Origin of the sequence: Thiomicrorhabdus sp., assembly GCF_963662555.1 — a bacterium.
In the GTDB taxonomy this organism is placed as follows: Bacteria; Pseudomonadota; Gammaproteobacteria; order Thiomicrospirales; family Thiomicrospiraceae; genus Thiomicrorhabdus.
The window spans coordinates 2659765-2683792 of the sequence record NZ_OY759719.1; the positions used below are offsets into that span (position 1 = coordinate 2659765).

Genomic DNA, 24028 nt, shown 5'->3' on the forward strand with positions numbered 1-24028 from the left:
TCTGCTTTTAAATAGTTAATATAAAAGTTATTTTACAAGCATCTATGCAATGAATAAAACTTTTGAGCATTTAAATCCGATTAAATTGAAAGTTTTCATGTTGCCTTAGGTCTATTAAAGTATGGTTATTCATTAATACAGAATCATCGCCTTAACGCCCTAAGATGAATCTAGCAGGAGCACTCCATATGAAATTGACTGAAAATCAAGTGACTGATGAACAACTGTTTATGAACCGTCGCCAGTTTATAAAAGGGATTGCCGCTTCAGGATTACTGCTTTCTCCATTAAGTGCTTATGCATTAAGTTTTCACAAAAATAATCAGTATCAACCCTCCCTTAAACTAACCGATTCAGAACATGTTTTGCATTACAACAACTTCTACGAATTGGGAACGGATAAATCAGATCCGTTTCGTAACGCAGACAGTTTAATTACCGATAACTGGCAAGTCGTCATTGAAGGTGAGTGTTTGAAACCTAAAACTTTTGCGATGGAAGACTTGCTCAAACTTGAACAAGAAGAACGTATTTATCGTTTCAGGTGTGTTGAAGGTTGGTCGATGGTCGTACCTTGGATTGGCTTTCCACTCTCTAAACTGATTAGTCAAGTTGAGCCAACCAGCAAAGCAAAATATGTAGAATTTGTTAGCATTGAAGACAGCAAAAATTTGCCTGGTCAGCGTTTTAAAATATTAGATTGGCCTTACAAAGAAGGTTTGCGTATGGATGAAGCCATACACCCATTAACATTAATGGCAACTGGTTTATATGGCAAAGAACTAGCTAATCAAAATGGAGCTCCTATTCGTTTAGTCGTTCCTTGGAAATATGGTTTTAAAAGCAGTAAATCCATTGTTAAAATTCGTTTGGTTGAAAAACAACCCATTAGTAGCTGGATGGAAGCAACGCCCTCTGAGTATGGCTTTTATTCAAACGTAAATCCTAATGTCTCGCATCCGCGTTGGTCACAAGCTAAAGAGCGGCCTTTGGGCTCGTTCTTTAAACAAAAAACCCTAATGTTTAATGGCTATGAGAAAGAAGTAGCTGACATGTATAAAGGCATGGATTTAAAAAAATATTTTTAATTGCACCGTTTATGTATCAGGAACCTAATAACCCATGGCAGTAAATAAGAACAAAATACTCAAAATAACGCTTTTCAGTTTTATTTGTAGTATTCCTGCCTGGATATTAGTTTGGCGTTTATTTAATGATGACTTAGGTGCCAACCCGGTTGAATTTTTAGAGCATTCAACAGGCGATTGGGCAATTTACTTTTTACTGCTGACGTTAAGTATTTCACCCATTCAAAAGCTATTTAAACCTAACTGGAACCGTTGGCTTTTTGCGATGCCTTTAGTTCGCAGAACCTTGGGATTAAGTGCGTTTTGTTATGCATTACTGCACTTGAGTGTATATGTGTATTTTGAGATGGGATTATCACTACGAGATACCATTCAAGATATTATAGAAAGACCTTTTATTCTCATCGGAATGCTCGCTTTTATCATGCTCATTCCACTTGCCATTACCTCAACCGCTGGTTGGCAAAAACGGTTAAAAAGTCGTTGGAAAACGTTACATAAACTAGTTTATCCACTGACCTTTTTAGGTATATTACATTATGCCTTATTAGTAAAAGCTGACTTGATGATGCCTTTAATTTACTTAAGTTTATTTATGATTTTAATGGCATTTAGAATCAAAATATCACGTTAATGCTTAATTGTTTTACCACCGACTCTCTTACTTATTTCCTTTTCCTTATTTGACTACTCAATTAAGTCATCCTTGAGCCTTCTGGGTAAATTGATTCTTTGTTTCCAGATTGGGTTCATCAACCCACAAAGGCAGATGCCTCTCTTGCCAAACAGGCCTGTTCTTCATTACCGCTTTAAAAAAATCAGAATCTAGAAGTAAAGTTAACCAAGATTTTAAGCAAAAATAATTTGCCTCTGCAAACCAACTTTTATCCACATTCACAAACTGCCGCACAAATGGAAATACCGCAATATCCGCCATAGACAATTGATTGCCGACTAAAAAACTTTGTTTATTTCCGGCATCTAAATTGGCTGAAGAAAGGGTAGATTCAATTGAATTTAAAAACTCACAACCCAATTCTCGGTAGTGAGCCTGTGGATATTCAGGAAATCGATCGGCATATTTATAATGGTCTAAATGTGTTTTAAATTCATTATCACAGCGGTCAATCCATTGCTGGATTGCTTGATTTTCTTTAGAACCTTCAGAAAATAACCAGGCCTGGTAAATTGTTTTATCAACGGCATGTTTAAACGCCCAAAGCATGATATCTCTGCTCTCTTCAATCGCTGTTCCATCAGGCAATATTAAAACCGGCACCGTACCTTTTGGAGATGCTTCAAGCATTGGCTGAGGCTTCTCCCAAAACACAATCTCACGTTGCTCAACTTGAATACCAGAAAGATAAATCGCCATACGTGCCCGCATCGCATAAGGACAACGACGATAAGAATATAAAATGGGGTGTTTATTCATAAATCTTCTTCTATTTTTCTGTTTAAAACTTTTTGTTTAAAAACAGATTCAAATTACCAGGCCTGGTAATTTGAATCAATTCTTAATTGATAAGGTTTAAATAATAAAAAAGCCCGAATTTAACCAGTAAATTCGAGCTTTTTAATCAACAAAATGTAATTTTTGAATTGATTGAGTCAGTTTTGCGGTAGTGGCTAGGCGGCTCGAAAACCCGGAGCGGAGTGTACATTAAGTACATGAGCACCGGAAGTCTCGAGCCAACACAGCCAATGCCGTGAAAATGGCTCAATCAACCAAAAATTTTTACATCATGCCGCCTGGTGCATAACCTTGTTGTGCCATTTCACTAGCACCATCAGAATTTGATGGTAAATCAGCAATAGCTGCACCTGTTGTTAATACTAATCCAGCAACAGACGCTGCGTTTTGAAGTGCAGAACGCGTTACTTTTGCAGGGTCAATAATACCTGCTTCAATCATATCAACGTACTCTTCTTTAGATGCATCAAAACCAAAATTACCTTCACCTTCCATAACTTTGTTTACAATAACTGAGCCTTCTAAACCACAGTTAGCTGCAATTTGACGCATTGGCTCTTGCATTGCACGTAATGCAATTTGAATACCTACGTTTTGGTCATCGTTGTCACCTTGAACTTGTACTTTAGATAGAGCACGAACTAAAGCAACACCACCACCAGCAACAATACCTTCTTGAACAGCGGCACGTGTTGCGTGAAGTGCATCGTCAACACGGTCTTTTTTCTCTTTCATTTCCATCTCTGTCGCTGCACCTAATTTAAGTACGGCAACACCGCCAGCAAGTTTTGCTAAACGTTCGTTAAGTTTTTCAGAATCGTATTCAGATGTTGTTGTCGCAATCTGTGACTTGATTTGAGCACAACGACTATCAATATCTTCTTTAGAACCCGCACCGTCGATTAACTTAGTAGTGTCTTTACCGACTACTGCAGATTTCGTTTCACCTAATAAATCTAAAGTAATTGATTCAAGGCTTAGACCGACTTCTTCAGAGATTAAAGTACCACCCGTTAAGATTGCCATATCTTGAATCATCGCCTTACGACGCTCACCAAAACCAGGAGCTTTAACGGCAGCAACTTTAACGATTCCGCGCATATTATTGATTACTAACGTAGCTAAAGCTTCACCATCAACGTCTTCAGCAATAATTAATAGAGGACGACCTGTTTTAGAAACAGCTTCTAAAGTAGGTAGTAAATCACGGATGTTTGAAATTTTCTTATCGTAAAGAAGTACAAATGGGTTTTCTAACTCTGCAACCATTTTTTCTTGGTTAGTAACAAAATAAGGAGATAGGTAACCACGGTCAAATTCCATACCTTCTACAACGACTAGCTCATCTTGCAGTGAAGAACCTTCTTCAACAGTGATAACACCTTCAGTTGAAACACGCTCCATTGCTTCAGCAATCATCTTACCTACAGCAGCGTCAGAGTTTGCAGAGATAGTCCCTACCTGAGCAATTGCTTCAGAAGTAGTACATGGCTGAGCCATTGCTTTGATTTCAGCAACCACGGCTTCAACCGCTTTATGAATACCACGGTTTAAATCCATTGGGTTCATTCCCGCTGCAACTGATTTCATTCCTTCACGAACGATAGACTGTGCTAGAACTGTCGCTGTAGTTGTACCGTCACCAGCAACATCATTTGTTTGAGAAGAAACTTCTTTAACCATCTGTGCACCCATGTTCATGAACTTATCTTCAAGCTCAATTTCACGTGCAACCGATACACCATCTTTAGTCACTAATGGAGAACCAAAAGATCTTTCTAAAACTACGTTACGACCTTTAGGTCCAAGTGTTACTTTTACTGCATCTGCAAGAATGTTAATACCATCAACCATTAACTCACGAGCATCTAAACCAAATTTGACGTCTTTTGCCATCTTTCTAATTCCTTAATTCTGTTTAAATATTTAATTTGAATATTTTTAACTATCAGTATGATTAGTCGACAATTGCAATAATATCGTCTTCACGCATAATCATGACTGGCTGACCAGCGTCATCTTTTACTTCTTGACCAGAGTATTGACCGAACATTACCTTATCGCCAACTTTAACCGTCATTGCGATAATTGAACCTGAGTCAGATGCTTTACCTGGTCCAACAGCAACTACTTCACCGATGTTTTGTTTTTCCTGTGCAGAACCTGGTAGCAATATACCACCTGCAGTTTCTTTCTCTTCTTCTACACGACGGACAACAACACGGTCTTGTAATGGCTTAATATTCATAGGTTTCTCCTAAAAGTCTTTTAAATTTCATAATTGTACAAACAGAAAAATTGCACTCAGTTTTTTATCATTCTCACAAACCGAGTTACCATTTATTCATAAATTAGCACTCTTATGGTTAGAGTGCTAATAATTTTAGTCATCTAATTGCTTGTGTCAACTGAATATGGGTATGAATCTTTACAATTCAAGCTGTTAACCCAAAAAAGATACGAATTAGCGTTGTTTTGCTTTAAAAATCTCAAGAATAAAATCAAAGTCAATTTACCAGGCCTGGTAAATTTGGAACATTAATGCAAATTATCACTTATATTCGCATTAGTTTAGATTCGTACCAGTTTATATTTTCATAAGATAAATACTAAAAAACCGTTAGCGGCATTTGCACACAAACGGTTTCACTATAAAAAATACGATTAAAACGATTTAACCAAAAAACGATTATCGTTTAAACAGTAAACGATGCCCAGGCGTAAACTCTGCAAACTCGCCTTGGTGATACTTTAGTTCACCAGACACAATGGTACTGATAACGCTTGATTTAAAGGTATGTCCTTCCCACGGAGACCACTGGCATTTATAAAGGTTATGCTCTTTATCATCTATATGTGGTTTATTCATATCAACCAATACCAAGTCCGCCCAATAGCCTTCACGAATATAGCCTCGATCTTCAATTTGATAACGAATGGCAACATTATGAGAGGTTTTTTGCACAACGGTTTCAATATCAAAAACATTATCATGCACCATATCCAATAAGGCACAAAGAGACTGTTGAACCTGTGGTAAACCTGCAGGAGCCATAAAGTATTTATTTTGTTTTTCTTCATCTGTATGAGGTGCATGATCGGTCGCGATAATATCTATACGCCCTTCTCTTACCGCCTGGCGAATCGCATCTCTATCAGACTGTTTTTTGATAGCTGGATTACATTTAATATAAGTACCACGGGTTGCGTAATCCTCTTCTGTAAACCAAAGGTGATGCACACAAGCTTCTGCGGTTATCTTTTTACCTTCTACCGGGCCTGGTTCAAACAACTCCATCTCTTCTGCCGTTGTTAAGTGCAATATATGCAAATCAGCACCGGTTTCTTTAGCCAAGTCCACCGCAAACGAAGATGATTTATAACATGCTTCACGGCAACGAATCTCTGGATGGGCTGACATAGGAATGTCTTCACCATATTGCTCACGGTACTTTTCTTCTTGGGCTTTGATCATTGGCGTGTCTTCGCAATGAGTGGTTATTAGAGTTGGACTATGAGTAAAAATATCACGCAAGGCTTGTTCTCTATCAACCAACATATTTCCTGTTGAAGCACCCATAAAAATCTTTACCCCGCAAACATTGCTTGGGTTAACTTTTTTTAGTTCTTCCAGGTTGTCATTGGTAGCACCAAAATAAAATGAGAAATTAGTCCATGCTTTTTGGGCACCTATTTGATACTTGGCCTCAAGGTTTTCAATAGTTGTTGTTGTAGGTTTTACATTTGGCATATCCATAAAACTAGTGGTTCCACCTGCTATGGCTGCTTTTGACTCTGTTGCAATATCCCCTTTTGAGGTTAGTCCAGGATCGCGAAAGTGTACTTGATCATCAATAAATCCAGGCAGTAACATCAACCCTTTTGCGTCAATAATTTTGTCTGCATTCATATCAATTTTATCTGCAATTTTTTGAATACGACCATCAGCAACCAATACGTCACCAACAAACTGATTACCTTCATTAACAATAGTAGCCTGGGTAATAAGTATGCTTTGCGAACATTCATTGGATAAATTCGACGATATCTTAGACATAGAGGGTTCCTTTTAGTGACGATTAACCAAGCCAGCAAATCTTATTTAATGGTTTTGTAGTGAATTCATCGGCTTAACTATTTTTGTAATACGGCCATTAAAAAATATTGACGGCCACAACCTGTTTAATTTGCTATTCTAGCTTGAATCATTGTAATATTTTGTATGTTTTTATACTTCAATCCCAATTGCACCATCGACCCGAGCGAGAATCCAAACAAGTGTTTATGGAAAAGATAACTCAAAATATTTTGCGATTTTCTTGCTCTTCACGCTGGCCCATCGTTGCAACCTCCTGGGCTGAACCCAGCCATAACATAGACTTTAATAAAACATCTTTTAGGGTTATTGCGGTTTTACTATTTATTTTAATCAGCACAGTCTCATTTAAAGCAAATGCTCAAAACACAATTGATAGTAATAATAACCAAAATGCCCATCTGCCTGTATGCGTTTATATAGCCTCTTACTCGCCAGGCTACCCTTGGCAAAATGGTATAACAAGAAGTATCAAAAAGACCTTGAATGGCCATTGCCATTTAAAAACATTCTATATGAATACCAAAAAAGTTTCTAACAAGAAGACTTTAAACAACATTGGTTTACAAGCGATAGCTTTTATTGCCTCAAACAAACCTGATGTTGTCATTGTTTCTGACGATAATGCTGTTAAATATGTGTTACAAAATCACTATAAAAACAGCTCAATCCCTTTTGTATTTTGTGGTGTGAATAACACTGGTATTCACTATGGCTTACCCTATAAAAATACCACCGGTATGATTGAAAAAAACCCCATTGAAGTCATACTAAAACTTTTGTTTAGCATTAACCCTGCAAAAACTCGAGTGGCGATGTTAACAACCCAAGGAACTTCTGCCGATTTTGATAATATAGAGTTCACTAAAATAGCCAAAGAAATGGGCATTAAAACCAAGGTCTACCAACTTAAAAACGAACGGGAATGGCGTAAAGTCTTTAAACAAATTCAACTAGGCGATGAGTTTGATCTTATTTATTTATCCAATAGAGCTGCGTTTAAAACCTGGGACCACAAAAAAAACTATGAATGGGCACTCAAATATAATTCAAAAATCACCTTTAGTACTCAAGATTGGATGATGCCTTATTCAGCCATCGGCATCACAAAAATACCTGACGAACAAGGAACTTGGGCTGCAAAAGCCGCCATAGAAATCTTAAACGGTTTGGCTCCCAGTGAAATTGCGGTAATCCCTAATCAAAATTTTCAACTATGGACCAATAAGCAGATTACGAAGCCGTTTGCTGATCAGCTACCAGAGAATATATTTTCTCAATCCATCGTTTATGATGAAAAGGTTCCACAATGAAAAATCTTTCATTCAAAATGCTTTTTGATCTATCTTTAAAAAATAAAGTGCTTTTGGTTCTAGTTGGGCTTGTGTGGTTAGTTATTGCTGCCACTCTAGAAATTGGGTATCAATACAAACAACAAGAACAAAAGTTCCACGAAAATATTGATGGGCTTATTCAAAAAAGAGCGCTTGAACAAAAACGCTCTGAAACGATTTTAAATGCTCTGTCTGAATACTATACGTCTCAAGCAATTAAGTCCGACTCTGACTTTCGTCACTTTGCACAAGGCCTTATAAACAGCAAGATTCCAGGTTATGGCATTGGTTTAGCCAAACTTATTTCTCGTGATAAAAAACAACAAATTGAATCGCAGCAACACAAACTTGGTTTTGAATCGTTTACTATTTCAAATTCAGGCTTGTTTTTAGAACAACAACAAAATCAAAAAAATGCATTTTTAAGCATTACCAATATCGCCCCGCTTGACCCCAAACACTCTGTTTATTTATCAGAAGATTTATTTACCATTCCATTACTAGTCACTAAGTTTTTTGATTCATTACTCAATAACCAACCACAAACCTTATTTTTAACAGAAAGCAAAACTCATAAATTACAAAAACTGATTTTTGCCCCTATATTTTTAAACTCACCAAACCTGTTAAATATTAAACAGAGATATAAACAAGCTCGCGGTATTGTATTTATATTACAACCTGAAGAAGAAACCTTAAAAAAACAAGCCGCCGAGTTTTTTAAACCACAAAACACCACGATTAAAGTTATTACCAGCAATGCTAAAACCATTATTCAAAAAGCAATAAAACCCAACTCTAATAAAATCGATAAGACCTTGAGCTTAAACTATAAAGCCGATTTTTTATGTTTAGGGCTGAATTCTCCGCAAAAAATAGAAATTACTAAATACTGGCATTTATCTGAAATAGATCAAATTGCTCTATTCAAGATGTTATTAATTAACCTATTTTTGTTTCTATTATCAACTAGCATAATACTTACGTTAAGCCGCTATACACAAAATTTACGCCTCACTCAAACTCGACTTAGTCAAATTCTGGAAACATCGCAAGATGCCGTCATTATCACAAACAAAGAGGGGTATATCTTAGATTGGAATCCAGAGGCAGAACTGTTATTTGACTACCCTAAAAAAGATGCCATTGGCAAATGCATTGTTGAATTAATTTTTGACCTGCCGAAAGACCTCTATATTAAAAACAATGATAAAGAATTAATTAATTTTTTATATGACACTCTAAAGCTAGACAATCAAACTGAATCTCAAAAAATAGAAGTGCTACTGTTTGACCGAAGAAAAAATAAAATCACCGCAGAAGTATCAACCTCTATATTGAATATTCAAAACAAAACAGAAATCAGTTTGTTTATAAAAGACATAACTTATCAGCGAAAAACGGAAGAAGCTATTACCAAAATGGCTTACTTTGACCCTCTAACCCAGCTTGAAAACAGAACCTACTTTAAGGAAAGTGTTAACCAACTAATTAACAACAAACCTTCAGGCCATTTTGCACTGCTGTTTTTGGACCTAGATGGTTTTAAACAGGTTAATGACACCCTTGGCCATAACATTGGGGATGAATTATTAAAAGTAGTTGCAAAACGTATTCAAAACGCCTTACGTAGCAGTAATGGAGAGTGCCATATTTGCCGTTTTGGTGGGGATGAATTCGTTATTCTTTTAAAAGACAGTGATGAAAAAACTAGTTCACAAATTTCTTTACGATTGCTCAATCAAATTGAACGCGTTATTAAAATTGAAGAAGATGAGCTTCAAGTTTCAACCAGTATTGGGATTGCCCTGTACCCACAACATGGTGAAGATCTCGACACCCTTCTTAGACATGCTGATACTGCCATGTATCAATCAAAATCTTTAGGAAAAAACACCTACTCCATCTACCACGATGCCATGGAAGAGAGTGTTGCAGAAAGAAGCCTAATTGAAAAACACCTAAGAAAAGCTGTTCAAAACAATGAATTTCAACTGGTATATCAACCTCAAATTAATTTACTAACTGGTAAGGTAATTGGGGTAGAAGCTCTTATTCGCTGGAACAACCCTGTTTTAGGTTTTGTTGCACCTGATAAATTTATTCCTATTGCTGAAGAAAGTCATTTAATTCTTACAATTGGTGAATGGGTCACAAAAACTTGTATTGCCCAACTTCAAGCATGGAAAGATACCGAATTTGATTCTTTGCATATCGCTATGAACGTCAGTAGTGTGCAGTTTGAAAACCCGTATTTTATCGGCTTTGTAAGGAAGCTGATGGAAGTCTCAAATATTCACAACCACCTACTAGAAATTGAATTAACAGAACGCACGGTTATGAATAACGTTAATGAAAATATTGCACGTTTTAATCAAATTCGTTCTAGTGGTTTTGGTTTATCGGTTGATGACTTTGGAACAGGTTATTCCTCTTTGAGCTATCTAAAAAAATTCCCATTGAGTATTTTAAAAATTGATAAATCATTTATTGATGGGATTCCACAAGATGAAGAAGATATTATTATTACTACGGCTATTTTAAACTTAGCTCACAGTCTTAGTATGAAAGTGGTGGCCGAAGGCGTTGAAACCCAAGAGCAATTGCTTTATCTAAAAAATGTGCACTGCAATTTTGCTCAAGGGTACTTTATCAGTCGACCTCTCGCAATAAGCGAACTTGAAGCCTGGTTAAGAAACAACCAACTTAATTTTTATTACAAACACCCTAATTTAGCGATAGAGGCTACTGATGCGTAACCCTATAAGCTTGATAATTATTGGCCTAGTTCGATTTTATCAATTATTTATAAGCCCAATACTCGGGCCAAGATGCCGGTTTTACCCAACCTGCTCAAGCTACACGATCGAAGCCATAAAAACCCATGGGGTAATTTGTGGCTCATGGTTAGCCATAAAAAGAATTGGCCGCTGTCATCCTGCGAACCCAGGTGGAATTGATCCAGTGCCAAGTTGCGGTTGTAAGTCAAATTGTAAAGATCACCTCGAAGATGACTCTTTAGAACATCCAGATAAACAGGCTGATGACAAAAGCAACCAAAAATCTTAATACCTCTTCTTAATTCCTCATCTTAAGACCTCATCAAAAGATAATTGCACCCATCCCTATAATCCATTGATTCTGTTACCTTTTGTAAGCTCTGGATAAATCAAACATAATGTTTTAACTACTTGTAAATATATATTGCCTGCTAAGATTGTCATAATAATTTCTTATTAGTAGCCTGTATTCGCTCTCTAAAAGAGCTAAAATAATAAAATTGTCTTTATTTATGATGAGAGTTGAACCATAAAATGTCTGAAAACCAAGTTACCGAGCACGTAATAGAAGCTGTTACTGAAACGGCAGAGACTTTTCCACGCTATATCAACCGTGAAAAAAGCTTGCTTGAGTTTAATAGACGCGTACTTGCTCAAGCCAAAAATGATCAAATTCCTTTATTAGAGCGTTTGAAATATTTGTGTATCTCTAGTAGCAATATGGATGAATTTTTTGAGGTACGTTTAGCCAGTTTATTAGAACTTGCAAAAGATCCAAATGCATTGACTTTTCCGGACGAATTACCCGCCACGAATGTTGTCCATTTTTTGTGTGAAACGGCACATGACATAGTTGAAGATCAATATCACACTTTAAACAATATCCTTATTCCCGCTTTAGAAAAAGAGAACATTCGTTTTGTTCGCCGCAATCACTGGACTGACCAACACAAAGAGTGGCTCAGTGACTATTTTGAGCAGTCATTACAACCAGTGTTAAGTGCAGTAGGTTTAGACCCTTCTCACCCTTTTCCAAAGGTATTAAACAAAACGCTTAATTTTATCGTCTCTTTAGAAGGTAAAGACGCTTTTGGTCGTTCAAATGGTTTGGCGATTGTTCCTGTTCCACGCTCACTACCACGCATCATTAAGCTACCTCCAGAAGCCACTGATGGCGAAAATGATTTTGTCTTTTTATCCTCAATCTTACATGCCAATGTTTCTCGATTATTTCCAGGCATGACGGTTACAGGCTGTTATCAATTTCGTGTTACCAGAAACACTAACCTCTTTATTGATGAAGAAGAGGTTGATGATTTAATGAGTGCCTTGCGTGGCGAGTTAAGTGGTCGCCAATATGGTGGTGCAGTACGTTTAGAAGTAGCTGATAACTGCCCGCTTCACATGATTGATTACCTTCTAGACCGTTTTAAGTTAGACAGAAGTGCTCTATATGAAGTAAATGGACCAGTAAACTTGCACCGATTAGATGCGGTACCAGGCATGGCAAATCGTCCAGATTTACAGTTTGCGCCATACACCCAAAAAAATGTTTCTATGAAACAACGCCCATCTAAAAATGCCTTTAAACTGTTTACTCGTCATAAAGAAAGCAACAATATGTTTGATAAAATCAAACAAAAAGACATTTTATTACATCATCCATATGACTCTTTTACGCCAGTCATAGAGTTTTTGGCCAAAGCCGCAACAGACCCCGATGTATTAGCAATACGCATGACCTTATACCGCACGGGTGAAGACTCACAAATTATTAAAGCTCTAGAAAGAGCAGCTCAAAACGGTAAAGAAGTAACTGCCGTTGTAGAACTTCGGGCCCGTTTTGATGAAGACAACAACATCCTGCAAGCCACTCGCTTACAAGACGCAGGCGTACATGTTGTATATGGTGTTGTTGGCTATAAAACCCACGCTAAAATGATTTTAGTCGTTCGCCGCGAAGGTGATTTAATTCGTTACTACACTCATATGGGAACGGGTAACTACCACCATGTTACAACACGTTTCTATTCTGACTTTGGTTTAATAACTGCAAACCAGGCTATTGGCCGTGATGCTTCTAAAATCTTTCAGCAGTTAACCAGCTTAGGCGACACTAAAAACCTAGAAGTTTTATTGCAGTCACCTTTTACCTTAAAGAGCGGCATGATTGAACGTATAAATCGCGAAGCCGAAAATGCTAAACAAGGTAAAAAAGCCAAAATTATTGCCAAAATGAACGGGTTAGAAGAGCAAGGTGTTATTGATGCGTTGTACTTAGCCTCACAAGCGGGTGTTAAAATCCAACTTATTATCCGTGGAATTTGCAGTTTACGACCAGGCATTCCTGGTCTATCAGAAAATATAACGGTTATCTCAATTATTGGACGTTTCTTAGAACATCATCGCATCTATTATTTTGAAAATGATGGCGGCAAACCTGAGCTATATTGTTCAAGTGCTGATTGGATGCGTCGTAACCTTTTAGCCCGAGTTGAAACCTGCTTTCCGATTTTAGATCCAGACTGTTTCCAACAAGTCTACACCGAAGGTTTGGCAATGTATCTACACGATAATACTGGAGCCTGGGTGTTGCAACCTAATGGTTCTTACCAACTAAAAGAAGACGACCAAACTCCACCCTACAGTGCCCAAGCATTACTGATTGAAAAGTACAGCCACTAATTTTTAACAGCTTACCGTTTATTGCTGACTTTAATTGTGCTTACACAGGACAATAGCAATCAAAAACGGTAAACTACAGCAAATAATGAATCAACCTATAAAAGAGCAATGCTGAATCAATGCAACTGCAATTCATCAGGCTTGCTCGCATATATATTCAATAAATTGAACCCAATATGACAGACAAAACCACCTCCCCCTCAAATGAGGACCTATTTGCCGCGATTGACTTAGGCTCAAATAGTTTCCATATGATTGTAGCTCGTGAAGTTCACGGTCAAATGCAAGTGATTGATAAACATAAAGAGATGGTTCGTTTACGCTCTAGCCTTGATAAAAACGGCAAACTGACTGAAAAAGCGTTTGAAGAAGGTATTGCTTGTTTAGAGCGGTTTGGTCAGTTAATTAAAGACATCCCAAAAGAGAATGTACGTGCAGTAGGCACTAACACTCTAAGAAATGCTCGCAACAGTCGCGAGTTTCTTAAACAAGCCAAAGAAGCACTAGGCCACAGTATTCAAATTATTGCTGGACAAGAAGAGGCTCGTTTAATCTATCTTGGCGTTGCTCACGGTCTAGCAAATAGTGAAGAACAACGTTTGGTTATGGATATTGGCGGTGGTAGTACAGAATACATTATTGGTCAGCAGTTTGAAAATAGCCACCTAACTAGCACTGAAATGGGATGCGTAAGCATTACCCAGTCCTATTTTTCTAAAGGTAAAATCACTGAAGACAATTTTAATTTAGCGGTTGCTAAATGCCGCCAAATTCTTCGTCCTCACCGTAGAACTTTACGAAAAAAAGGTTGGGATATCGCAATTGGAGCCTCTGGCACGATCAAATCCATTGGTGCTATCTTAGAGATCAACAGCTGGTCTGAATCAGGTATTACCTTGCAAGGCATGTTTGATTTAAGCAAAGCCTTAATTAAAGAAGGTTCGTCAAATCAAGCAAAAATTGCTGGCTTAAAAGATGAGCGTCGTCCAGTTTTAGTTGGCGGCTTAGCCATATTAATGGCCACCTTTATTGAACTCAATATTGAACACATGCAAGTATCACAAAATGCTCTACGAGAAGGTTTGGTTTTTGATACTCTTGGTCGATTAAACTCAGAAGACGTACGTGAGACCAGTGTAGTTTCAATGCAAAAATGGATGAAGGTTGATATTGAGCAAGCTGATATGGTCGCTAAAACAGCTAAATCACTTTATAAACAAAGCCATAATTTATGGCGTTTACACTCAGACGATTATGATTTAAGACGCTTACTAAAATGGGCGTGTCGCTTGCATGAGATTGGTATTGCAATCAGTTTCAAACGTGCCCGTCATCACGGAGCATACATTATTGCCCAAGCTGACATGGCAGGGTTTAACCAACAAGAAAAAATGATTATGAGCTCTTTGGTACTTAACCAGCGCGGCAAATATACAACAGATAGCCATGAAGAACTAGATGACAGCATAAAACCTCTAATGCCTTATTTAACGGTTTTAATGCGATTATCTGTAAGAATTCATCGCGGCCGCGACTTAGAACATGTTGATCCTACTCTTATCATCAAAGAGGAAGACACTCTGTGTATAGAGTTTGAAGACAAGTGGTTAGATGAACACCCTCTTACCCGTTTAGATTTAGAGACTGAAGCTAAAAACCTAGAACGTTTTGGATTTAAGTTACTACTAAGTTAATACCAAGTTAATCCAACTTAATATTCAATTAAGACTTAAAAATATAATTTACCAGGCCTGGTATACAGGTATATACACTGATATATACACTGCGATTTACATACATTGTGAGCATTGGCAATTTATATTTTAAGCATGCATTTTTTAATCTCTTAATACACGTCCATCTGCAAACGTTTTTGCTTTCTTAATTCATGCCAAAAATCATCTGCAGATTTTGCATCCAACCCGCCCAACTCTTCAAAAATGGACAGTAATGTCTCTTTTACGGATTCAGCCATAGTAGTTTGACTACCACAAATATACAAATGTGCCTGTTGATTTAATAAATTCCAAACCAGCTCACGCTGTTGGTTTAATTGATCTTGTACATAGACTTTCTCTGCCTGATCACGAGAAAAAGCAAAATAGGTCTGTAACACACCTTGCTCTTGCCAAGCTTCAAGCTGTGAACAAAACAAACAATTTGACTCTTTATGAGTTTCACCAAAAAACAGATAATTTAAACCTCGTTTTTCCAGGCCTGTCGTTTTATCTGTAAAGTCATCAGCACCAATAGACTCTTGTATCGCACGTTGTTGCATAAACCCAATAAACGGGGCTAAACCGGTACCCGAACCCACCATAATCACAGGTGTTTCGGGGTCTTGTGGCAATTTAAAAGTTGGGTTATTTTTAAATTCAATATCCAGCTTTTGACCTACTTCAAGCTCTGCCAACATACAACTTGCAACACCAAAACGCTGGCGTTCAAAAGAGAGGTAATCAACCTTTCTATACAGTATAGAAACCGTATTACTTTCATTAGGAGCAGAAGCAATAGAATAATAACGCGGAGCTAAAGGCGACAGTAGATTCAAAAACTCTAAGCCTTGTTGTTGTAATTGTGGAAAAGATTCCAATAAATCTAAAATATCTTTACCGTAGGCGTAGTCAATCATTGCCTGCCTATCAGGCCACTCGTTAAAACCAAACTGCCTTTGCAACTTATTTAAGATTGCCGGATTCAACTGGGTTAACTCTAAGTGCTGTTGCAACGCCTGTTTACAATTTACCAGGCCAGCTCTTCTTATTTCAATGTTTTCATTGCCTGTTAAGCCAAGTTTTAAAAGAATTGCCGATACCATCTCAGGGCGATTAGTTGCCTGAATTGTTAGCCAGTCACCTGGTTCATAAACCTCATTGGCGTTTACTTCTTTAGGCAAATCAAAGGTGAGATAAAAAATGGATTTATCGTTTGATTTTGGGGTAATGCATTGGTTTTTTGCGACAGTTACAATCATATAAATAAGAATCATTAAGAATAAGATAATTTATTCTAGCACGCTCAACCGATTCATATCATGCCGGAATACACATCTAAAATAATTTAACTATGAGATTGGTCAATGAAATACAAAAATATGCTTAAGAAGCTCCACTAAACTAGTAGGCTTCTTAATATAAATTATTAATTTTTAATATAAGAAAGGATATTGAATAACTCTAAACGGCTTAAAAAACTGTTGCTAGCGAAAGTACAAATTAATGACAAGTTTCTGACATTTATCGAATACTTTCCATTAATACACTCACCCAAGGAGCCGTGACTAAAATGGTTACCGCAGACATTAAACCAGCAATTAATCCAATACCAATTTGTGGCACAAGGTTATTTTGCTTTAACTCTACATTGTTCATTTGTCTTTCAACTGAGGCAAAAATATCGACCTGTTTTTTTAATAGAGAGTTCAGCGTTTTAATTTGTTTAAACAGTAATTGCTGTTCTTTTTCTATGGTTAAGCGTGACTTTTTAGATTTCTCATCTAACTCATTCATTTGTCTGGACAGCTGACCAATTGAGGCATCCATCTGTTTAACCAGACTTTCTATTGCTGTTTTGTCATCTTTTAACCATTCAAAATCGGGTGTAATCATATCTGACATATCAATATCATCATATCGATCATTATTTTTACCACCACGGCTTCTACGCATAGCCTGTTCTAGCAAAACACTTTTTGAACCTAAAGGTTCGACTTGTCTTAAATCAATGGCCATTTCTCATCCTCAATGTGTGTTGCGATTCATACAGGTTTATTAGTAGGGGCTCTATTGAATCGTCATTTTTTTGTCAAACAGGATTTTTACCTGTCTTTTAGGAGATTTATATGCAGATTTTGTGCCAACTCATACCGTATAAAATAAATTTTGGTAAAATGCTCAGCCATAACCCATTTCTTGTTCAATTGATTATTCAAGGTAACCTCATTATGAAATACATTGGTGCCCATGTTTCGGCTGCTGGCGGAGTAGAAAATGCCCCAATAAGAGCCCATGAAATTGGGGCGACTGCATTTGCATTGTTTACCAAAAATCAACGTCAATGGGTTGCAAAACCACTTTCTGAAAAAAGTATTGATGACTTTAAAGCTAACTGCGAAAAATATGGTTACGGAGTTAATCAAATTCTGCCACATGATAGTTATCTCATTAACCTTGGTCACCCTGATTTGGATAAACGCCAAAAATCTTTAGATGCATTTATTGATGAACTTGAACGCTGTCAGCAACTTGGCATTAATCGTTTAAATTTTCATCCTGGTAGCCATTTACGAGAGATTTCAGAAGAAAAGTGTATGGACTTTATTGCTGAATCAATCAACTTTGCTTTAGACCAAACTCAAGGTGTGATTGCGGTATTAGAAAACACCGCTGGACAAGGTTCAAACTTGGGTTACAAGCATGAACAACTTGCTTATATTATTGACAAGGTTGAAGATAAAACCCGCATTGGAGTATGTATAGATACTTGCCATGCCTACGCCGCTGGCTATGATTTAAAAAATGATTACACAGGTGTTATGGCTGACTTTGAAAAGGTTGTAGGTTTTGAATATTTAAAAGGCATGCACCTCAATGATTCAAAAGCTAAGTTAGGACAAAAACTCGACCGCCATCATAGTTTAGGCGAAGGTGAGATTGGCTGGCCGATGTTTAAAGAGCTTATGCAAGATGAGCGTATTGATAATATCCCCATGACTTTAGAGACCATTAATCCTGATATTTGGAGAGATGAAATTAAACAACTCCAGGCCTGGTTACCTGCTAAGTAAGTTAACCAAGTTAATCTACTCAATAAACCGCCTATATAACAGCGTTTAACAATTTACTTCACGTTAACCCCTTACTTCATTCAATTCGATTAGTAGAGATACTTCTTGCTACATCGAAAATGAATGGAGTAAGATAATCTTTCACTCATTAAAAACAAAATGCTCAATGAATAAAAACCAATTTATTGAATTCGTAATGCAAACAGGCGTTTTAAAACTCGGCGAATTCACACTTAAATCTGGGCGTATCAGCCCTTACTTTTTTAACGCAGGCTTATTCAATACCGGCGGTCAACTTTCTAAACTTGCTAAAGGTTATGCTGGAGCAATCGCTCAATCTGGTTTTGAGTTTGATGTTCTCTTTGGCCCTGCCTATAAAGGTATTCCATTAGCAGCTACGACCAGCGTATCACTTGCGAATGACTTCAACATTGATAAACCTTATGCTTTTAACCGTAAAGAAGCTAAAGACCACGGTGAAGGTGGCAATATTGTTGGCCATGCCCTAGAAGGCGACGTACTCATTATTGATGATGTGATTACGGCAGGAACCGCTATTCGTGAAGCTATGGATATCATTACCGCAAACGGGGCTAAACCTGCCGGTGTTGTTATTGCTCTAGACCGCATGGAAAAAGGTAAAGGTGAGTTATCGGCTATTCAAGAAGTAGAACAAGAATATGGCATTCCGGTTATGAGCATCATTACCTTAAATGACATTATTGATTATCTTGCTCAATCAGATGATGCACAAAGTCAACAATATCTAGATGCTATGAAAGCGTATCGAAAAGAATACGGCATTGGTTAACCTTAAACCTCGCCTATTGATAATATGAGCAATCTCGGATTTTATTCTTTAGAATCGAGCCAATTCCACTGGAGGTATATCCATGGCCAGTAAATTGCGTGAGTTAATGTTACTAAGACATGCAAAGTCTGATTGGAAAGATGTTGACGTAGATGACATCGACCGCCCGTTATCTGATAAAGGCAAAAAAAATGCCTCTAAAATGGGAAAATGGCTCAAAGAAAAAAACCTGATGCCAGACTTAATTCTTGCTTCACCTGCTTTAAGAGCCCAACAAACACTCAAGCGAATTTGTAATGAATGCTCTGCCACAGCCATTACCGTAGATACGCTCTATTTGGCTGAATTAGATCAGCTTCGCCAAGTTTTAGCAGATGCACCTCAAGCAGAACGCATTATGTTAATTGGACATAACCCAGGTTTAGAAACGCTTTTTAATTTACTTATTTTTGAAACAAAACCCTCTCATGTTCAATTATTTCCAACTTGTGCATTGGCTCACTTAATCCTACCTGGTGACTGGTCAAACATTGAAGCTGGAGATGGAAAATTACAGCAGTTTGTTACCCCAAAAGACATAAAAAATAGTGTGTAAATTTTATAAAAAATAAATCTGCGAGGTTCACATACTTCAGAAAGTCATCACATCAATGACAATTTCATTACAAAATACACTTAAACATGAATCAAATATAAAAAATTCTTACAATTTTATTTTCTTAAGCATAAATCCCTATGATTAAATAAATAGACATGGTATATTTTGTGGGAAATTTAAATTTTTATGTATAAATTTAAAAAAATAATAAGGATATTTTCATGAAAACAAAATTACTACCTTTTGTTGCTGTAATCGCTATGGCCTCAGCAACTGCAGTACAAGCTCATTCATCAGTTGAAGCTAAGGGTGACATCATGGCTGAAGGTACTTCTGCCTATGTTGTTGACTCTTGGGGTCGTATCGTACGCGACAATGAAAACCGTTGTGTACGTTCTATTGATTGGTCAAAAGACACCGCAATTGCTAAGTGCGAAGGTTGGAAAGAAGAAGAACCAGCTGCCGCTCCAGTAGCCGCTCCTGCTCCAGCACCAGTAGTTGTTGAAGAAGAAGTTGTTGTAGTTGAAGCACCTGCTGCTCCTGCTAAATACATCGGTCACTTTGACTTTGATAAAGCAAAAGTAAACAATGTTCCTGAATTAAATAAATTTGCTGACTACATGAAAGCAGTTGAAGATAGCAAAGTATCTATCACTGGTTACACTGACAGTGTTGGTCCAGAAGCTTACAACAAAACTTTATCTGTTAAGCGTGCACAAGATGTTGCTAACTACCTAACTTCAATGGGTATCTCTGCAGACCGTATGACTGTAACTGGTGAAGGTGAAGCGAACCCAGTAGCAAGCAATAAAACGAAAGATGGTCGTGCTCTAAACCGTCGTGTTGAAGTGGAAATCGTTCAGTAATATTCTGAATGAATGAGTTTATTATTTTAAACTCACACTTTTAAAAGATACCCGCACTTTTAATTTACATTATTAGTAGCGGGTATTTTTTTGCCTAAAATTTAACAATCTACTTTTATTAACAACCAATGGAACTAGAACATAAAACTCAGTACTTAGCCATTTTTAAAGACGTGTACTTATGTTGAGTTATAAGTTTTAAAGTAATTTACCAGGCCTGGTAAATTGAAAGAAATCACATCAATTAAACTAAAGCTTTAGCCATTAATGATACACCCACTAAAACGGTTATCACCTCAAAGCTACGTTTAACCAATTGGTTACCTTTAACTATCGCAAAGTGAGCACCTAAATATCCACCAATAAGCGACCCTAAAATAAGGGCAGGCAACCAACTCCATTCAATATTTCCTAAAAGCCCTAATGTAATTGCCCCTGAACCGTTCCAAAAAATACCTACTAAAATTAGAGTGTAACCCACTGCAGTTTTGTAATCTAACCCAAACCAACGTACTAACCAAAGTGTAACAAACAAGCCTGTACCAGAGGTTAATGAGCCATTTAAAGCTCCGATAAAAAACAATACAACACCGCCTAATACCAGGCCTGTAAAATCACGATGTTGAGTTGCTTCCACCTGACCTAATTGAGGTTTAAACCAAGAATATAATCCTAACCCGAGTGTTAATAAACCCAGTAAGCCTTGCGATATTCTATCGTCAACTTGCAAAATAATGCTGGCACCCAATACCACGCCTGGCAAACCTGTTGCCAATATCAAAGCAGAGAATTTTAAATCAAAAGAGGATGATTTTAAGTGCCTAGCGGTTGCACCCAGTCCTAAAAACACACTCGCTACTTTATGGGTGGCTAAAGCGGTACCAAAGGGTAAGCCTAAAAACAGTAATGCAGGCAGTTGCAGTAAACCTGCTCCACCACCCGCTAATGCCGAGAATAAATTTGCTACCAGCGAAATAATAAATAAGATGAGTTGTTCAAATATGTCCATGTGCCTATTGTATGCGACATCCGCATTCATCATTGAATTTCAGACATAAAAAAACCACTCATAAGAGTGGCTTTTGATGAGACTGTTAAATCAGTCTAATAAGAAGCGTTAAAGTTACGCTTCTGTTTTGTGAAGATGAACATCCATCTGTGGGTAAGGAATAGAGATGCCTGCTTCATCAAATGCCAGTTTTACTTTTTCATTCATATCCCAATACACTTTCCAGTAATCACCAGAATTTACCCAAGGACGTACCACAAAGTTTACACTGCTATCACCTAATTCTGATAAGGCAACAACTGGTGCTGGATCTTTTAAAATACGTTCATCCGATTCTACTAAATTAATAAGAATTTCTTTTGCTTTACGGATATCGTCGTCATAACCAATACCAAACACCATATCTACACGACGTGTATCACGAGCTGAGAAGTTTGTAATCGCTCCACCGTAAATACCACCATTTGGAACAATCACTTCTTTGTTATCACCAGTACGCATCGTTGTGCTGAAAATTTGAACGTTTTCAACAACACCGGTTACACCACCAGCTTCAATAAAGTCGCCGCTCTTAAATGGCTTAAATACTAAAATCATTACACCAGCTGCAAAGTTTTGCATTGAACCTTGTAACGCTAAACCAATTGCTAAACCTGCGGCACCGATTAAAGCCACCAATGAAGTGGTATCAACACCTAATTGATTTAACGAGGCAATAATAACAAACAGTAATAACACTGCGTTAACGATAGATCCAATGAAGCTAACTAGCATTTCGTCCATAGACGCTGAACGATTTAGCAATTTCTTCACTAGGTTTACAATAATTTTTACTACCCACTTACCAATTATAAAGATAGCAATGGCAATCACTGCTTTAATTGCCCATGGCAGAGCGTAATCATTTAATAGAATGTCCAAATCCATCATTGAGTTTCCTTCTTTTTTAATTCTGTTCTCTAATCTGTTTTGTATTTAGATGTCATACATTGTTGTTAATAAAACATCAACAATCAATGATCAAGACTTCTAGTCACTGTATTTGCGTAATCGTATGTTATTGAAGGGTTAAACTCTTAACAAAACCATTCGCTATACTTCATAAATTGTACCATCGTATAAAGATGTTTCTTATCAATAAATACCTTAAACATCAAAAAAATAGCGCGTATTAACGCTTGGTTACATTAATTCTTAAATTTATAGGGATTGTTGGCATCAGCAGAAAATGAACTTGATAATTTATTGATTTTTTCAGTGCTTCAATAAAACGTTTCAACAAACTGTTTGGTTTTTTTGACGGCTTCTAACAGTTTGGTTTTATCGGTTGTATATGCCAAACGCACGTGTTGATTCGCTTTGTGATTTCCAAAATCTTTACCTGGAGTAATAGCAACACCAGTTTCATGCAATAGCTTGTTGCAAAACTCTGCGGCATCTTGGGTAAAACTAGAAACATCCCAATATAAATAAAAGGCTCCCTGTGGCTGGGTTTTCAATTCAAAACCAGACTCTAGCATAGCTTTTACAAGTGTATTTCTGCGTTCTTCAAACTTTTGTCTACGTTCATCCAACAATGCCAAAGCATCTTTCTCTAACACCCTTAAAGCCCCATATTGAGAAGGAGTGGGTGCCGCTAAAAATAGGTTTTGCCCTAAGCGGTCTAAAATAGGAATGAGATGCATTGGAGCCACTGTCCACCCTAATCGCCAGCCCGTCATACCAAAATATTTAGAAAATGAGTTAATGACTATGACGTTTTCTGGCAAATCAGTGTGGCTCAAAATACTTTCTGCTGGACGGTTATAGACCAGGCCTTGATAAATTTCATCCACAATAAAATAGGCATTATTTTTGGCCAGAAACTGAGCCATTTTTAACAGTTCAGTCTGTTCAATCACGGTACCCGTCGGGTTTGCTGGCGAAGCCACCATAACGGCCTTAACACCAGGTTGCCAATGCTGTTTAAGTAATTCAAGATTTAATTGATAATTTGTTTCATGTGAAACAGGAATCGATAACAAATCAGCCTGCAATAGATGAACAAACTGTCTATTACACGGATAAGTTGGGTCACACAAAATGACCTTATCGCCAGGGTTTAAAATAGCGGTTAATACCAACTGTAACGCAGTAGATGAGCCTGGAGTAATCATAATATTTTGGCTATCTACATTTGCGTGGTAAAAGCTTTGATAAAAATCAGCCAGTTTTTGTCTTAAAGCAGGCAAACCTAACGTTGGAGTGTAATGGGTTAAACCCTTTTGAACCGCTTGGTAAGCCGCGTCATGAACACAATCGAGCGAGGCATAATCAGGCTCTCCAATTTCCATATGAATAATTTCTTTTCCTTGAGCCTCTAATGCTTTCGCTTCACCCAAAATTTTCATAACATGAAAAGGTTGTATAGCGGCTGCAGTGGTTGAGATTTGAGGAATAAATTTAACTGAATTGTCGTTTGTGTTAATGGGATTTATCATGTTTAAGAGCTTTTGATT

General features: G+C 37.3%; 20 protein-coding genes. 11 read left to right on the forward strand and 9 right to left on the reverse strand.

Annotation, left to right across the window (positions count from 1 at the left end; all coding sequences use genetic code 11):
- Positions 1–188: 188 nt before the first annotated feature.
- A complete protein-coding gene (gene msrP / locus ACORJQ_RS12050; protein ID WP_321324847.1) occupies positions 189–1088 on the forward strand; it encodes a protein-methionine-sulfoxide reductase catalytic subunit MsrP in 900 nt (299 codons plus the stop codon).
- Positions 1089–1122: 34 nt separating this feature from the next.
- A complete protein-coding gene (locus ACORJQ_RS12055; RefSeq protein ID WP_321324848.1) occupies positions 1123–1722 on the forward strand; it encodes a protein-methionine-sulfoxide reductase heme-binding subunit MsrQ in 600 nt (199 codons plus the stop codon).
- Positions 1723–1788: 66 nt separating this feature from the next.
- Here ACORJQ_RS12055 and ACORJQ_RS12060 read toward each other — a convergent pair whose 3' ends face one another.
- From ACORJQ_RS12060 to ACORJQ_RS12075, 4 genes are all read right to left on the reverse strand, one after another.
- Positions 1789–2523: a glutathione S-transferase gene (locus ACORJQ_RS12060; protein ID WP_321324849.1), complete on the reverse strand. Its 735-nt coding sequence runs from the start codon at positions 2521–2523 to the stop codon at positions 1789–1791.
- 303 nt (positions 2524–2826) lie between these two features.
- Positions 2827–4458 (reverse strand): chaperonin GroEL, encoded by a 1632-nt coding sequence (groL, locus tag ACORJQ_RS12065; protein WP_321324850.1) that lies wholly within the window; start codon positions 4456–4458, stop codon positions 2827–2829.
- Between the two features lie 61 nt (positions 4459–4519).
- Complete coding sequence (locus ACORJQ_RS12070) at positions 4520–4810, reverse strand: co-chaperone GroES (protein ID WP_321324851.1); 291 nt, start codon at positions 4808–4810, stop codon at positions 4520–4522.
- Between the two features lie 441 nt (positions 4811–5251).
- Positions 5252–6619, reverse strand: a complete 1368-nt coding sequence (locus ACORJQ_RS12075; protein WP_321324852.1) for a dihydroorotase — start codon at positions 6617–6619, stop codon at positions 5252–5254.
- Between the two features lie 227 nt (positions 6620–6846).
- Between ACORJQ_RS12075 and ACORJQ_RS12080 the strand changes: the two genes are divergently transcribed.
- The 5 genes from ACORJQ_RS12080 (at position 6847) to ppx (ending at position 15151) form a co-directional block, all read left to right on the forward strand.
- Complete coding sequence (locus ACORJQ_RS12080) at positions 6847–7971, forward strand: ABC transporter substrate-binding protein (RefSeq protein WP_321324853.1); 1125 nt, start codon at positions 6847–6849, stop codon at positions 7969–7971.
- Entirely contained in the window at positions 7968–10751 is a 2784-nt protein-coding gene (locus ACORJQ_RS12085; protein ID WP_321324854.1) for an EAL domain-containing protein, read from the forward strand. Before ACORJQ_RS12080 ends, ACORJQ_RS12085 begins: the two co-directional genes overlap by 4 nt.
- Positions 10744–11061 (forward strand): membrane protein insertion efficiency factor YidD, encoded by a 318-nt coding sequence (yidD, locus tag ACORJQ_RS12090; protein WP_321324855.1) that lies wholly within the window; start codon positions 10744–10746, stop codon positions 11059–11061. The genes ACORJQ_RS12085 and yidD overlap by 8 nt, the downstream gene beginning before the upstream one ends.
- Positions 11062–11306: 245 nt before the next feature.
- Positions 11307–13457 (forward strand): polyphosphate kinase 1, encoded by a 2151-nt coding sequence (ppk1, locus tag ACORJQ_RS12095; RefSeq protein WP_321324856.1) that lies wholly within the window; start codon positions 11307–11309, stop codon positions 13455–13457.
- A 176-nt stretch (positions 13458–13633) separates the two neighbouring features.
- Positions 13634–15151, forward strand: coding sequence for an exopolyphosphatase (ppx, locus tag ACORJQ_RS12100; RefSeq protein WP_321324857.1), 1518 nt, complete (start codon positions 13634–13636; stop codon positions 15149–15151).
- A 152-nt stretch (positions 15152–15303) separates the two neighbouring features.
- Here ppx and ACORJQ_RS12105 read toward each other — a convergent pair whose 3' ends face one another.
- Positions 15304–16434 (reverse strand): flavodoxin domain-containing protein, encoded by a 1131-nt coding sequence (locus ACORJQ_RS12105; RefSeq protein ID WP_321324858.1) that lies wholly within the window; start codon positions 16432–16434, stop codon positions 15304–15306.
- Between the two features lie 262 nt (positions 16435–16696).
- Positions 16697–17191, reverse strand: a complete 495-nt coding sequence (locus ACORJQ_RS12110) for a hypothetical protein (RefSeq protein ID WP_321324859.1) — start codon at positions 17189–17191, stop codon at positions 16697–16699.
- A 110-nt stretch (positions 17192–17301) separates the two neighbouring features.
- Between ACORJQ_RS12110 and nfo the strand changes: the two genes are divergently transcribed.
- The 4 genes from nfo (at position 17302) to ACORJQ_RS12130 (ending at position 20521) form a co-directional block, all read left to right on the forward strand.
- The gene (gene nfo, locus ACORJQ_RS12115) at positions 17302–18246 is read left to right on the forward strand and encodes a deoxyribonuclease IV (protein WP_420719562.1); all 945 of its coding nucleotides are present in this window, start codon (positions 17302–17304) and stop codon (positions 18244–18246) included.
- Between the two features lie 166 nt (positions 18247–18412).
- Positions 18413–19057 carry an orotate phosphoribosyltransferase gene (gene pyrE, locus ACORJQ_RS12120; protein WP_321324860.1) on the forward strand — a complete coding sequence of 215 codons (645 nt, stop codon included), beginning with the start codon at positions 18413–18415 and terminating at the stop codon, positions 19055–19057.
- Positions 19058–19139: 82 nt separating this feature from the next.
- On the forward strand, positions 19140–19652 hold the full coding sequence (locus ACORJQ_RS12125) for a SixA phosphatase family protein (RefSeq protein WP_321324861.1): 513 nt from the start codon (positions 19140–19142) through the stop codon (positions 19650–19652).
- A gap of 224 nt (positions 19653–19876) precedes the next feature.
- A complete protein-coding gene (locus ACORJQ_RS12130) occupies positions 19877–20521 on the forward strand; it encodes an OmpA family protein (protein ID WP_321324863.1) in 645 nt (214 codons plus the stop codon).
- A gap of 244 nt (positions 20522–20765) precedes the next feature.
- On the opposite strand, the gene ACORJQ_RS12135 is transcribed toward ACORJQ_RS12130, so the two are convergent.
- The 3 genes from ACORJQ_RS12135 to ACORJQ_RS12145 form a co-directional block, all read right to left on the reverse strand.
- Positions 20766–21530 carry a sulfite exporter TauE/SafE family protein gene (locus tag ACORJQ_RS12135; protein WP_321324865.1) on the reverse strand — a complete coding sequence of 255 codons (765 nt, stop codon included), beginning with the start codon at positions 21528–21530 and terminating at the stop codon, positions 20766–20768.
- 114 nt (positions 21531–21644) lie between these two features.
- On the reverse strand, positions 21645–22457 hold the full coding sequence (locus ACORJQ_RS12140; protein WP_321326891.1) for a mechanosensitive ion channel family protein: 813 nt from the start codon (positions 22455–22457) through the stop codon (positions 21645–21647).
- 335 nt (positions 22458–22792) lie between these two features.
- On the reverse strand, positions 22793–24010 hold the full coding sequence (locus ACORJQ_RS12145; protein WP_321324866.1) for an aminotransferase class I/II-fold pyridoxal phosphate-dependent enzyme: 1218 nt from the start codon (positions 24008–24010) through the stop codon (positions 22793–22795).
- Positions 24011–24028 lie beyond the last annotated feature (18 nt).

Excerpts from the sequence above, each read along its gene's own strand:
- ACORJQ_RS12125 (WP_321324861.1), top strand. The coding sequence starts at position 19,140 with ATGGCCAGTAAATTGCGTGAGTTAATGTTACTAAGACATGCAAAGTCT.
- ACORJQ_RS12145 (WP_321324866.1), bottom strand. The coding sequence starts at position 24,010 with ATGATAAATCCCATTAACACAAACGACAATTCAGTTAAATTTATTCCT.
- ACORJQ_RS12060 (WP_321324849.1), bottom strand. The coding sequence starts at position 2,523 with ATGAATAAACACCCCATTTTATATTCTTATCGTCGTTGTCCTTATGCG.
- ACORJQ_RS12105 (WP_321324858.1), bottom strand. The coding sequence starts at position 16,434 with ATGATTGTAACTGTCGCAAAAAACCAATGCATTACCCCAAAATCAAAC.
- ACORJQ_RS12085 (WP_321324854.1), top strand. The coding sequence starts at position 7,968 with ATGAAAAATCTTTCATTCAAAATGCTTTTTGATCTATCTTTAAAAAAT.
- pyrE (WP_321324860.1), top strand. The coding sequence starts at position 18,413 with ATGAATAAAAACCAATTTATTGAATTCGTAATGCAAACAGGCGTTTTA.
- ACORJQ_RS12110 (WP_321324859.1), bottom strand. The coding sequence starts at position 17,191 with ATGGCCATTGATTTAAGACAAGTCGAACCTTTAGGTTCAAAAAGTGTT.
- ACORJQ_RS12140 (WP_321326891.1), bottom strand. The coding sequence starts at position 22,457 with ATGGATTTGGACATTCTATTAAATGATTACGCTCTGCCATGGGCAATT.
- yidD (WP_321324855.1), top strand. The coding sequence starts at position 10,744 with ATGCGTAACCCTATAAGCTTGATAATTATTGGCCTAGTTCGATTTTAT.
- ACORJQ_RS12075 (WP_321324852.1), bottom strand. The coding sequence starts at position 6,619 with ATGTCTAAGATATCGTCGAATTTATCCAATGAATGTTCGCAAAGCATA.
- nfo (WP_420719562.1), top strand. The coding sequence starts at position 17,302 with ATGCAGATTTTGTGCCAACTCATACCGTATAAAATAAATTTTGGTAAA.
- ppx (WP_321324857.1), top strand. The coding sequence starts at position 13,634 with ATGACAGACAAAACCACCTCCCCCTCAAATGAGGACCTATTTGCCGCG.
- ACORJQ_RS12135 (WP_321324865.1), bottom strand. The coding sequence starts at position 21,530 with ATGGACATATTTGAACAACTCATCTTATTTATTATTTCGCTGGTAGCA.
- ACORJQ_RS12130 (WP_321324863.1), top strand. The coding sequence starts at position 19,877 with ATGAAAACAAAATTACTACCTTTTGTTGCTGTAATCGCTATGGCCTCA.
- ACORJQ_RS12070 (WP_321324851.1), bottom strand. The coding sequence starts at position 4,810 with ATGAATATTAAGCCATTACAAGACCGTGTTGTTGTCCGTCGTGTAGAA.
- groL (WP_321324850.1), bottom strand. The coding sequence starts at position 4,458 with ATGGCAAAAGACGTCAAATTTGGTTTAGATGCTCGTGAGTTAATGGTT.
- ACORJQ_RS12080 (WP_321324853.1), top strand. The coding sequence starts at position 6,847 with ATGGAAAAGATAACTCAAAATATTTTGCGATTTTCTTGCTCTTCACGC.
- msrP (WP_321324847.1), top strand. The coding sequence starts at position 189 with ATGAAATTGACTGAAAATCAAGTGACTGATGAACAACTGTTTATGAAC.
- ACORJQ_RS12055 (WP_321324848.1), top strand. The coding sequence starts at position 1,123 with ATGGCAGTAAATAAGAACAAAATACTCAAAATAACGCTTTTCAGTTTT.
- ppk1 (WP_321324856.1), top strand. The coding sequence starts at position 11,307 with ATGTCTGAAAACCAAGTTACCGAGCACGTAATAGAAGCTGTTACTGAA.